Raw genomic sequence first — 12,174 nt, 5'->3', positions numbered from 1 at the left:
GAACTATCTTGGGTAAGCACAGAGCAGTACCAATTCGGCACACCAAACGGAACGCCACGGCAGCAGCCGGGGCACTGGCAACAGCAGCTATCCTGGCCGCCATCGGGGCACCAGCAGCCTCCGCCGCTGACGCCATGCCAGCTGTCACGGGTGAGGCCCAGGTGGCAACAGTTGTTGACTCGCTGGCCGGTGATGATGCGTTCGTGCAACCACTCGCAGCAGAGGAATTTGCCACGCCTGGCACGTTCGAGGATTCATTGGGCGACGAACTGGTGCCCGAACCAGCACCGGAACCAATGCCGGAACCGGAACCGACGCCGGAGCCCGAGCCTGTCCCGGAACCGACGCCGGAGCCCGAGCCTGTCCCGGAACCGACGCCGGAGCCCGAGCCTGCACCGGAACCGGCGCCGGAGCCAGCGCCTAAGCCGGAACCGACTACACCAGGCTCTATCACCCCTGTGACGCCGGCCCCAAGCGGCGCTAACCCCAAACCGACAGCACCGAACACCAACGGTTCACCGACCACACCAACCACCAACACTGGAAAAACGGCAAACAGCGCCCTGAACTCCGTAGCCTCCGTGGAACGAACCAGCAGCGTTTCTTACGTACCCAGTAATGCAGTTCGCATCAACTCCGGTCTCGGTGCTGACGAGACCGGCAGCGATGCCCAATTCTGGGCACTGATCGCCGGGGGAACGGCCCTAGCCGGCGCGGGAGCCTTTGGTGCCCGGCGCCTGGCCCGCGAAAACTAAGAACAGAAAATGAGAGGGGCGGGAAAAAATCCCGCCCCTCTCTTTTTCAATACCTAGTTTGTGCCGATGGGCCAGCTCCAGCCTCCATTGTTTTCTGGATCGTAGACGACCTTCCCCGAAATATGGGAGGTGTCCAAGACGACCTTTCCATGGACGCTTTCTCCCGCGTTGACAACTGCGGGAATCAGCAGGCTTTCATCGAAGCATCCCCATGCGGATTGACTGGACACATTTCGTTCAATGTTTCCGCTCTTGTCGCTTACGCTGAATGCCTCAGCAATCAATGGCATATAGAGCTCGTTATCTTTTGCGTCCTCAACGGTGCTTCCCACCTTGGCTGACATGGTTGCTTCAACGTCAAGGATGAGGAACGTTTTCCGTTCCGGAGTTAGGTTCATTTCTGGTACGCGTGAAGGGCACCCCTGACTCGTGCGGATGTTCTTGACGGATATGGAAAACAAGGTTTCTTGGGATTCTTCATCAACAAGACCCGCTGCTTCACCCGGTTTCTTCGCAACATTGTCGAATTGATCCGTCTTTACGGATTCCTGGGTGACGGGGTTTTCCGACGCTACAGCGACGCCTTCCTGCAAATCGGTAGGAAGCGTGAACGGTTCAGAATTCGCTGCGCTCAAAACTCCGAAGCTGGCGCACCCGATGGTAAGTGCCGCAATGGACGTAGCGACAATGGTTCTTTTTTGGTTCTTTTTCATGTGGGGGACCCTTGAGAGTAGGTGGGCTTAGAAGCGCTTGAGGTAGTCGCCGCTGGTTATCTTGCTGCCATCGTTTTTCAAATAGTCAGCAATTTTTTTCCCGGCAACATAGGCATAGACAGTCTTCCCGTCGAGGTCTTTGATCAGCTTTCTGTTGTAGTTCTGATCGGCCAGGGGGGCGGAAGGGTCGAAGCGTTCCCACGAGTCCATTCTCTTAATGGTGTCGTTGTACGCGGCCTTCTTGATAACCATCTTCTCGACCACCACGGTGTTCTTCTTGCCGCTGGTCGGAACGATATAGGTCCACCAGGTACTGCCCGGCTTCAGGTAAAGAGTGTGGGAAACGATTTTTGTCTTGGTTTCCTTGCTAGTCTTGCCAGCCAGAATGCTGTAGGCCGACTGTCCCTTCCTCAATGTTCCATAAACGGCTACTGGATAGTTTTCCGTTTTGGACAGGTAGGTGTTTTTGATCCAGCCGTTCCCTTTGGAAGATTTCACATAGGACCATCCGTTTTGGGTCTTCCCCAGAAATTGCATCTTTTCCCACGCGGGGACCATGCCAAGAGTCGCACGGTTTACAGAAGCTCCCTTGCGGATATTGACCTTATCGGTGTTCCAACGATATGTAGCTGTTTTGCCCGCTGTCACTGGTTTCTTGGTAGCGGCTGGCTTCTTGTCGCTTACCACCGTTTTGGTGGTTTTTAGGAATCCAGAGTTGACCCATCCGGTGCGTTTGCCGGCCTTGACTTGCCACCATTTCCCCTTGGCTTTTCCTGTTTTGACAACAGTTGTTGACTTCTTGAGGACGGCAACCTTTGCAAACTTAGTGCCCGCACCTTTCCTCAGATTGAGGTTTGCAGTGGTCTTGATCGTGGAAACGGTCTTGGTCGCAGCTGGGGTCGTTGTAGCAATGTTTGACGCAACGTAGGACTGTCCAGCAATGGGGGCAGCTACCGCAGGAATTCCAGGGTTAGCTGCTATGCAAAGCGCCAGGGACAGTGCAGTCGTAGTCAGTAATGACCGTGTGTTCTTCGTGTTCTTCTTCTGGAATTCCATCCGTGACTTCCCTCGGGCCGTGGTTCTCTATGCCTTTAAAAGCAGAAGCGAACCAGTTTTAACTTAAGAGAGAGTCGAACGGAGAAAATTACGTGAGAATGAGGGCTATTTTTCCAAGTCGTTCTTGATCCAGCGGCCAAGAGTCATATTGGAGATTCCCAGAGCTTTTGCAACCTCTAGTCGAGGGATACGCATGTGTGTCGTTAAAAAAACGGCAATTTGGCGAATGCTGCTATCCAACTGTTCACGCGTAGCAGCAAGCTCTTCCAAGCCTTCGATGAAGGTGGGGGCTTGGCTAAGTGACGAAGCGTTTTGATTCCCGACTAATTCGAAGAGGGCGCGTGCCCGTTCCGTGGAGTCCAGAAGAACATCAATTTGTTTCACGACAGAGTGCACCACCAGTTTGCGTACCTGTGTTGTGACATCGTCATCCTCCAGCATCCATCTATCATTCCACTACGAAAATATCGTCGCGTTCGTGCATCTCTCTTTGTGATTTTATACCAAGTGTGTATAAAGTAACAGAACGTTACAAGTGTGCCGATTCGTCTCTTTCTACTACTTCTTTAGGGGAATCTTGGATTAATTCGAATCTTGCATCACGTTTTCGACACTACTCCGTCTGGGTATGTGACGAAACGTCCTACGCATCAACCATCAGGAAGAAACCCAATGAAGAAACAACTGGACAAACCAAAGGCAGTGGCCGCGGCCGCGCTCTCCATCGGCGTCCTGGCAAGCACCTTTGGCGCCATGCCAGCGAACGCAGCCAACGGGGTTGAATACTCATCTGATAAACGCGGGTGGGGAGTCTTTACGCTCGGCGATACCGGCTACGTGGGCTCAGAGCAGGTGAAGGAAACCAAGGCTTCCGCGTACTGCATCCAGTACAACGTGCTGACCGACTACGACTACAACGGCGGCAAAGCAGACAAGATCACCAAGATCGACACCACTGCCGCCCGCACCTTGAACTACATCATTCAGAAGTACGACCACGACAAGAACTTGCACCCGGAGATCGCGGCCGCAGCTCACAACCTCCTGGACCCCACCCGCGACGACATGAGTTCCTGGATCAACTGGGGATGGCAGGTCGAAAACAACCCCAAAACCAAGGCATTGAGCGACGTTGCCGACAAATGGATCAAAGAAGCCAAGGACTACATTGGGGAGTACAAGCTTGCCCCCAAAATGACCGTCATTGGCCACAAGGGCGAGGTGACAAACCTTTCCGTGAAGTCCTCTGCCGGCGAATCCATCAAGGTCATCGGTGAAGACAAGGTATCGATCACCTTGACGCTCACCGGCCCAGCCGTGTTTGACGAAAACAGCAAGAAGAGCATCACCGTGGCACCAGGTGAAACCCCGGACTTCACTGCCACCGGCAGCGGTGAGATCTCGGTCAAGGCAGTAACGAATGAGTCGCTTCCAGCTGACTTCGTGACGGCGTACAAGTACGACGACGACAAGAACCAGAACAAGGTTGTCTCAGGTGGCACTATCGCCGTGTCCGGTTCTGATTCCGTTGAGATTGCCGCTCCCGAACTGGGCACCACTGCCACAGACAAGTCAGACGGCGACAAGGTACTCCACTACACAGGAGGCACCATCGCTGACAAAATTGCCTATGAACGCCTGATCCCCGGCAAGGAATACACCGTCAAGGGCGAACTGATGGACAAGGCCACGGGCAAGGGCACCGGAATCACTGCTTCGGCCAAATTCACGCCAAAAGATGCAAGCGGCACCACGACCGTTGAATTCAAAGTGCCCAGCGGATACGCGGACAAAACCCTTGTCGTCTTCGAGTACCTCTACGACGGGAACAGCAAGGTCGCCCAACACACGGACATCAACGACGTTAAGCAGACCGTGAAAGTTGGGCCAAAGCCCGACTTGAAAACCACGCTGACCGATTCCCTGGACGGGGACAAAAACCTGATCCAAGCCGGCGGCAAGGTCATTGACACCGTGCAGTACACCGAACTAATCCCGGGCAAGGAATACACCATTGCCGGGGAACTTCAAGACAAAGCCACGGGCAAGGGAACCGGGATCAAGGGTTCAACCACGTTCACTCCCCAGGCTGCCAAGGGTTCGATCGACGTACTTTTCGATGTACCCGAGGGATTTGGCGGTACGACCCTTGTTGCCTTTGAAGATTTGATCTTTGACGGCAAGAGCGTAGTTGTTCACAACGATCTGAACGACAAGGCCCAAACCATTGTTGTAGCCGATATTGGCACCGAGGCATTGGATGCTGAAGACGGGGACAAGAACCTTGTCCAGGCCGGTGGCAAAGTCGAAGACAAGGTGAAGTACACCAACCTCGTTCCCGGGCTGGAATACACGGTCAAGGGCGAACTTATGGACCAGGCCACCGGAGAACCCACCGGAGTCACCGGAACCGCTACTTTCACGCCGGAAACCGCCGATGGTGTTGTGAGCGTGTTCTTCGACCTCACCGACAACGAGGCCGGGAAGACCCTCGTTGCCTTCGAGGATGTGCTCTTGGGCGAAATTGTCATTGCCTCACACCACGACATCGAGGACGAAAAGCAGACCGTCCACGTGGCCGACATCGGCACCAGAGCTATTGACGCCGAAGACGGCGACGGAAACCTTGTCCAGGCCGGTGGTACCGTCACCGACCTTGTCGCGTACAACAACCTGGTTCCTGGCAAGGAATACACCGTCAAGGGCGAACTGATGGACAAGGAAACCGGAGAGGGAACCGGTATCAAGGGTGAAGCTGTGTTTACTCCAGAGGAATCCAACGGAGTTGTGGAGGTCGAATTCAAGGTCAACGAAGACTACCCAGGGAAGTCCCTTGTCGCCTTTGAGAAGGTCTTTGACGGCGAGATCCTGATCGCGGCTCACGAAGACATTGACGACGTAGACCAGACCATCGTCATTGCCGACATCGGCACCATCGCTACAGACAAGAGCGACGGCGACAAGGTCCTGAACCACACCGGTGGCACCATCGTGGACGAGATTCAGTACACGAACCTGGTCCCCGGTGAGGAATACACCGCTGAAGCCGTTGTGATGGACAAGACCACCGGCAAATCAACCGGAGTCACCAACACGGCAAAGTTCATCCCAGAAAGCGCAAACGGGACAACGACCGTTGATCTTGAGATTCCAGCCGAACACGCAGGAAAAGAACTGGTGGTCTTTGAAGTCGTGAAGGACTCCGAAGGCAACATCGTGGCGATCCATAAGGACATCGATTCTGCATCGCAGTCCTTCACCGTCGCCCAAACACCGGCCCCAGCACAGCCCGTTTCCATCAACACCGGATTGGGTGCAGCAGATAAGGACATCACCGCAGGAGTCCTCATCGTGGGAACGGGGGCAGTGCTGTTGACCGCTGCCGGTGCCGCGCTTCTTCGCATGAAGCGTCGCCGCACCGACTCCTAAGACTCGTGGTCTGGGTTCCCCAAGCCCAGGCCACGTAGCCTGCCCTACCCCAAGGTGCAGGAACTTTGACCATCACCCACGGTCAAAACACGTCCCATTACCGTTCGCGGGACACCGGTTGCGGCCCTCCCTCCCAAGGGGGCCGCAACCCACCCAACTTCTAATGCAGGGCTGAGTCATGAGTAACATAACCACCAAACGTCGGATCGCAATCGTAGCGATGATTTTTATGCTGCTTGTCGGAATCGTCGTTGCGGCATTCGGAGCCATGACGCTTACGGCACCACCCAAAAGCGCCCCGATGCCTCAAACCACATTCAGCCAGAATGACCAGGACACCTACACCGGACCCCCGGTGAAAGAAGCCGAAAAGCTCATTGCCGATCTGTCCGGCCCAATGATTTCAATCCCCGCCCTTGACCTTGGCGCCGAACTGGTTCAGACCGGCGCAGAAAACGGTTGGCTGGTCCTCCCCGACCCGCCAGCAGCCACCTGGTACAAGAAAACCGTTCCCCTGGACAGCAAGCAAGGACGCTCGCTGATCGCCTCACACGTTGACTCTGGCTACGGCGACCAAGCCCCCTTTAGCCGGCTACACAAGATCGAAAAGGGCACCCCGATCTTCGTACGAGATTTTGACGGCACCATGCTCAGCTACAAAGCCACAGACATCCAGGTCTACGAACGCCAAGCCCTATCCCCCGAACTCTTCTCCAGACAAGGCAAACATGAGCTAGTCCTCGTGACTTGTTCCGGCCCCACAGTGGATGCCGGCGAAGCCGCCCACTACCTCTACAACCTCGTAGTCATCGCAGAACCCACTTCTTAGCCACACCCCCTATCCAGCGCACAGCAGCACGAAAGGACACGAAATGCCGCAAGTTTGCACCGCATCCACACCGCTAGTACATATCAGCATCCAGATTCCCCAGCCACTGCGAGACCACGCCGCAGACTTCGCCGACAGAAACCACAACACGCTCTCGGACATCATTCGGAAAGCCCTGGACGACTACATCAGCGACGCCGAAGAACGCGAACAGATATGGCAAGCAAACATTCGAGGAGCACGGAGAGCAACCCGATGAACAGCATAGATTCACCAACAACAGTTCAATTTCCCGAAAACAACGTCGTTTTCATGGAAACCAGCCAAAACCACCGCGGCCGGCCCCATCTCGGTACAAGGGCAACCATCACCCTACGCGTTCCACAAAAACTCAAAGCCGACCTCAAAGTCATCGCAGCTGAGCAGGGATGCACCATCACCGAGCTACTCACACGCACCATAGACCAGATAGTCAACGCCGAAAAACCCCACAGTAGTTAGTCCCAAGTTCCTGCATTGAGGGTGGAGACGGGTACAGGGTGTAGTTAGCTCTAGACGCCAATCCTGGAATCACGAAAGTAGACCCCGCCAAATCTACAGCCGTGATCGAAGGCTCGAACGGTTCCGTAACGGATGACTTGGGAAAATATATCGCGACACACCCCGCGTGAGTTTGGTGCCGTTATTTCTGAAATGTAAATTTCTACCTATGGGTAATCTAACGCGCACAAGGGTCGGACGTCCTTCCAAGGGCGAACGACACGTATTTACGACCCGTATCCCCACGTCCCAGGCTGAGAAGCTTTTCGCAGCAGCCAGGGCACAAGGAATCTCTGCCAGTGACTTTATCGCGGACATAGTTCTCGAACAGTTGGGCACCATCGACATTTCCAGTCTTGATAGCCAATCGGAGCTGCCGATCAAGCACGCTTCTTAAATGAAGAAGGCCCGTACTAGACGGGCCTTCACTCAAGTTATTCAGCTATCCACCCTCTAAGTTTGGCGACGACGAGGTGAATAGCTCTTACAAACACACCCTTTTGCAAGGAATGCTGCTTATGCACACCAGTTTACACATATCTGTTTTGGAACCAATAGTTGAGCTTTCCACTCCCCCACGTGTCGCGGTCCAAGATGCCAAGTTCCCTTTAGATCGATCTGCTGATTTGGCGCGCGCTTCTGCGGAGTGGAAGGCGCTTGCCGCTGCAATTGCGGGCCAGCCGATGATGCGGCTTTCCAAGGACGGCGGCCGCAACTACTTCACTAAAAACACCCGCGCGTTGACCGCAGAGCTACCGCATTTTCCGGCAGCCGTGATGGTGACTGGCAAGGACGGCCGTGTAGCGTCCTTCTGTCTGGACTTTGACTCCGGCCGCGGCGATGTAGCAGCCGATGTCCTTGGAATGAAGATCCTGTTGACCAGATGCGGGTTGGGTTGGATTCAGGACACGTCTCCTTCTGGAGGCTTCCATATTTACGTTCCTTGGCGAGAGCGGATTGACTTCACGTCTGCGCGGGAAACAGTAGAAGCATTGGCCAAGCGATTCCCAAGCCTTGACCCCTCCCCTCACCAGTCCGTGTACAGCGGTTGCATCCGTGTTCCTGGATCCCCATGGAAGCACGGTGGACACCAAACTCTGACCCAACCCCTGAAAGTAGCCGTTGAAGTAGCTACGCTTCGGAATCCGTCCAGTGGCCATGCCGCACTTCGCGCTGAACTTACATCCGAAATGGCGAGTCTCCGCGAAACCGCAGAGGCACCCATTCCCTTATCTGATCCTCAAGAAGAATCCACGGCCGTCCGTACTACCTTGCGTGCAGAAGCAGAGCAGATGGGACGTCACGGAACGTTCGATACTTCCCGCTACTGCTCTCCCTCGGAGGCCCGCCAGGCGGTGCTCGCTTCTGCCGCCGGCTCCGGGTGGTCGCTGACCGATGTGCAGCGACGGATGCACGACGGCACTTGGGCCGGCCTTGCGGGGTTCTATGCCCGCTATTCACCGAACCAGCGGGGTAAGGCACTGCGCGCGGACTGGAGGAAAGCAGAAACTTTCTGCGCTACCAAGGCCACCCGGAACGAGGCGGGAAAGACCGGCCGTAAATACGACACAAGCCGGATTAACACACAGGGGGGGCTAAGGAATACGTCTCTATCGAATCATCAGTTCCTGCGGTCCTGGGAACGTGTGCTTCACTCCTACGAACGCTCCCACCTACGTAGCCGCGAAGGTGTCTCCCTGAGGTTCCTTCTAAGGGCCTTGTTGGAAGCTGCCCACAAGAAGAACTCACCCATACTGGAATTTGGTGTTCGTGCTTATGCGCTGGCCACGGGGACCCACGAATCAACCGTTGCCCGGCAACTGCGCATGCTGGCCAGCGGCCCGACTCCCCTGATTCGCCAGGCCAGCGAAGGGCGCGGACGGCATGCCGATGCCTACGAGCTTGTCATACCCGATGACTACACGGTGGTGGCCGAGACGATGCCCTGGAAGAAGGGCAAGACGCACGCGCTGCGTCCGGTGTTCAGGGAGCTGGGCCAAGTTGCGGCTCTTGTCTACGAAGCCATTGAAAAGTCCCAGGGCGGAGCCACCACGGCCGGCATCACGCGTGAAACCGGCCTCTCCCCCACCAGCACCAAGCAAGCACTGGAAATGCTCAATTCCTGGAACCTTGTCAGCCGCACCGCTGACGGATGGATCATCACAAATCCTGGCAAGCTCCGCACCTTGGCCGAGTATTTTGGTGTGCTCGAAGCCATGGCCGCCCAGCACGCAACCCACAGGATACAGCGCGCAGCCTGGCACTCCTGGCTGGACAGCCGTGCAAATGCTTTCGGGACGCTCGCGCTCATGACAGATGACTACGAATACGCCGACGAAGACATACCCTTCTGGCCCGAGCACTATGAGCTTGACACCTCACTCATGGCCATTGCTCTCAACCGCGCTAGCTAGCTACTACACCAAGAAAAGGGAACATGGAAAGGTCATATACGACGGTGCCTTCGGGGCTAATCCACGGCTACTCAGAACTTGTGGGCTGCACGCTCACTGATGAAGATATGAGAGCTCTGGCCGAGATACCTGGAGAAAGCAGCGAAGTAACGAAACGGTTCGAGGCTGACGGACTACATGAAATGCGTGTGAATCTGTGTTCCGTAGGCACTGAACTCTTGATCTTGGACGACACAGTGCATTCCGTGACCATTTGGACCCAATCCGATCCAGCGTATTGCGGTGATCGATGGGTATCAGCCATTTGTGAGAACCTGCCTGCCAACGCTAAACGTCGGGAAATCCACGCGGTTTTGGGCTGGCCAGCTTGGGAAGGTGGTAGGTCGATGACCTATGTGCTGGATGAAAGCAAATTCCTGAACTTCACTTTCAGCAAAGAAAAAGTTGCTCAAATTTCCATAACCTCATTTCATGTCTTCCAAAATGAGTTTGACGAGGAAGGCCCATTCCTTGAAATGCGGCCGATCGACCAGATCCTTGAAGCTGTCGAGCGCCTAGCCTTGCTCCAGTGGGATGCTGACACTACCGAGGACTGTGCACTCAAAGATTTCAATGTATTGGGAAGCCATACTCAGACCTACCACTCGCTAACAACCGCATCAACTGATGGGGAAGCTATTGAAGAATTCCACTGGGACTATTTTGGCACCCGGGTAAATGCTGTCAAATCAGCCGCGGAAAACCGCTGGGGTGAACCAAGAATGCGTTTCAGTCCGGTCCGGAATCCTCCAACCAATCTTGGCGATTCGATCATTGCTGACAACACGGCAGGAAACGCTCCCGTATGGGTTAAAGACGATCGGTGCATCATGCTGATCACGGGAACCAAACGACGGAAAAAACATCCCTTCTTGCAAGCGTTCATTATCTGCCCCCTGACCTGGTTCGACGAATGAACCAAACGGATTCTCCAGGCCCGCGAACATCGCGACAATCACCAAAGGAATCCTCTTCCTTCAAGGACAGGATGACGTCAAAGCACCGTGGGTAGGACTCCCCCATAACAAACCTGTTCCCCGCCCGAATCCGAGCATCGCCAAACGAGTAAATGAGTATTTACTCATTTACTCGTGATATAGTAATGAGTAACGCATCATTTACTCATCCACTCATCGAGCAGTCCGAAGGAAACTCATGAAAACCATCGCGGTACTGAACCAAAAAGGTGGAGCTGGCAAAACAACGATCGCCACTCACCTGGCCACAGCGTTGCAGCACTCAGGCCACAGCGTCTTGCTTATCGATTCTGACCCGCAAGGCAGCGCTAGGGACTGGGCCGCGGTGCGGGAAGAACACCCAATTTCAGTTGTAGGCATGGATCGTCCCACCATCGAGCGCGACGTGAAGAGCCTCGCGCCGGTGGACTTTGTCATCATTGACGGCGCTCCCCAGGCCAGCGACCTGGCTGTATCGGCGATTAAGGCATCAGACTTCATCCTCATCCCGGTCCAGCCCTCGCCATACGACATTTGGGCGACCGCAGACCTGGTGGATTTGGTCAAGCAGCGGATTGATATTACCGATGGAAAGCTGCAAGCAGCGTTCATCGTCTCCCGCGCTATCACGGGATCAAATATCGGGAAGGAAATTTCCGTGATCCTGGAGGACTACGAGTTGCCGGTCCTCACTACCAAGATCCACCAACGCGTTGACTACCCCGGCACTGCGGCCGGCGGATCAACGGTAATTGAAGATTACCCACGCTCAGAAGGCGCTCGGGAAATGATGGAACTCAGCGCAGAAATTGTGTCGCTCTTGAATGAACATGAGGCAGTAAGCAAATGAGCGCAAAGAGAACTGGGCTCAGCGCCGGTCGCCCAAGCGTGAAATCGGAGTCTGAGAAAGCCCGCCTAATGGCAAGTCTCAATGACGTCACTCCCGTAGAGCCTATGGTTCGCGTGAACTTTGATCTCGCCCAAAGTAAACACACCAAGCTGAAAGTTCACGTCGCTCGCAGCGAACACAAGAGTATCCGAGACTTCCTCACCGCATACATTGACTCACTCCCCAATGAGTAAGTGAGTAAATACTCATAATATTGGCGGCGCGACCAGAAGCAAACCGCTTCTATACTATTGAGACAACCAAATACTTGCCCATCGGCAAACAGTGTTTCTTTCATGGGAACAACCCGCGGCCCCCTGGCTTTGTCTCCGGGGGGCCGCACTTTTATGTTCCAGGCACGCCGCACCGAGGCTAACAGTCCCCTCGGCCAATGTTTTGGGTACCAGCGTTGGTTGCGTGGCTCTCCAGCTCGCGATGAAACTGCTTGCTCACCCGCATCCGCATTACTCAATTACTCATATGAGTAGTGAATCATTTACTCAATGCGGGATGGTGCGGTTTCAGGCGCCCTGGGCACTCGCTCGCTCGCACCC

Annotated in this window: 10 protein-coding genes; 7 read left to right on the top strand and 3 right to left on the bottom strand. The window is 55.0% G+C overall.

What is annotated here, in order from left to right; translation table 11 throughout:
- The first annotated feature begins 8 nt into the window (after positions 1 to 8).
- Positions 9 to 755 carry a hypothetical protein gene (locus ACIQLF_RS20980; protein WP_400302927.1) on the top strand — a complete coding sequence of 249 codons (747 nt, stop codon included), beginning with the start codon at positions 9 to 11 and terminating at the stop codon, positions 753 to 755.
- A gap of 53 nt (positions 756 to 808) precedes the next feature.
- Here ACIQLF_RS20980 and ACIQLF_RS20975 read toward each other — a convergent pair whose 3' ends face one another.
- The 3 genes from ACIQLF_RS20975 to ACIQLF_RS20965 all read right to left on the bottom strand — a co-directional run bounded on the left by ACIQLF_RS20975 (position 809) and on the right by ACIQLF_RS20965 (position 2,965).
- Entirely contained in the window at positions 809 to 1,468 is a 660-nt protein-coding gene (locus tag ACIQLF_RS20975) for a hypothetical protein (RefSeq protein WP_400302924.1), read from the bottom strand.
- A gap of 27 nt (positions 1,469 to 1,495) precedes the next feature.
- Positions 1,496 to 2,524 carry an SH3 domain-containing protein gene (locus tag ACIQLF_RS20970; RefSeq protein ID WP_400302922.1) on the bottom strand — a complete coding sequence of 343 codons (1,029 nt, stop codon included), beginning with the start codon at positions 2,522 to 2,524 and terminating at the stop codon, positions 1,496 to 1,498.
- Between the two features lie 105 nt (positions 2,525 to 2,629).
- Entirely contained in the window at positions 2,630 to 2,965 is a 336-nt protein-coding gene (locus ACIQLF_RS20965; RefSeq protein ID WP_400302920.1) for a hypothetical protein, read from the bottom strand.
- A gap of 231 nt (positions 2,966 to 3,196) precedes the next feature.
- Between ACIQLF_RS20965 and ACIQLF_RS20960 the strand changes: the two genes are divergently transcribed.
- The 6 genes from ACIQLF_RS20960 (at position 3,197) to parA (ending at position 11,581) form a co-directional block, all read left to right on the top strand.
- Positions 3,197 to 5,953, top strand: a complete 2,757-nt coding sequence (locus tag ACIQLF_RS20960; RefSeq protein ID WP_400302918.1) for a VaFE repeat-containing surface-anchored protein — start codon at positions 3,197 to 3,199, stop codon at positions 5,951 to 5,953.
- Between the two features lie 178 nt (positions 5,954 to 6,131).
- Positions 6,132 to 6,782: a class F sortase gene (locus ACIQLF_RS20955; RefSeq protein ID WP_400302915.1), complete on the top strand. Its 651-nt coding sequence runs from the start codon at positions 6,132 to 6,134 to the stop codon at positions 6,780 to 6,782.
- 255 nt (positions 6,783 to 7,037) lie between these two features.
- Positions 7,038 to 7,283 carry a hypothetical protein gene (locus ACIQLF_RS20950; protein WP_400302912.1) on the top strand — a complete coding sequence of 82 codons (246 nt, stop codon included), beginning with the start codon at positions 7,038 to 7,040 and terminating at the stop codon, positions 7,281 to 7,283.
- A gap of 557 nt (positions 7,284 to 7,840) precedes the next feature.
- Positions 7,841 to 9,736: a MarR family transcriptional regulator gene (locus ACIQLF_RS20945; RefSeq protein ID WP_400302909.1), complete on the top strand. Its 1,896-nt coding sequence runs from the start codon at positions 7,841 to 7,843 to the stop codon at positions 9,734 to 9,736.
- Positions 9,737 to 9,759: 23 nt separating this feature from the next.
- Positions 9,760 to 10,692 carry a hypothetical protein gene (locus ACIQLF_RS20940; RefSeq protein WP_400302906.1) on the top strand — a complete coding sequence of 311 codons (933 nt, stop codon included), beginning with the start codon at positions 9,760 to 9,762 and terminating at the stop codon, positions 10,690 to 10,692.
- A 238-nt stretch (positions 10,693 to 10,930) separates the two neighbouring features.
- Positions 10,931 to 11,581: a ParA family partition ATPase gene (parA, locus tag ACIQLF_RS20935; protein ID WP_400302903.1), complete on the top strand. Its 651-nt coding sequence runs from the start codon at positions 10,931 to 10,933 to the stop codon at positions 11,579 to 11,581.
- Positions 11,582 to 12,174: the final 593 nt, after the last annotated feature.

The organism is Paeniglutamicibacter sp. NPDC091659, from assembly GCF_044756805.1.
GTDB lineage: Bacteria > Actinomycetota > Actinomycetes > Actinomycetales > Micrococcaceae > Paeniglutamicibacter.
Note: the sequence above shows the minus strand (reverse complement) of the source record. Positions and strands in the feature narration are given on the sequence as shown.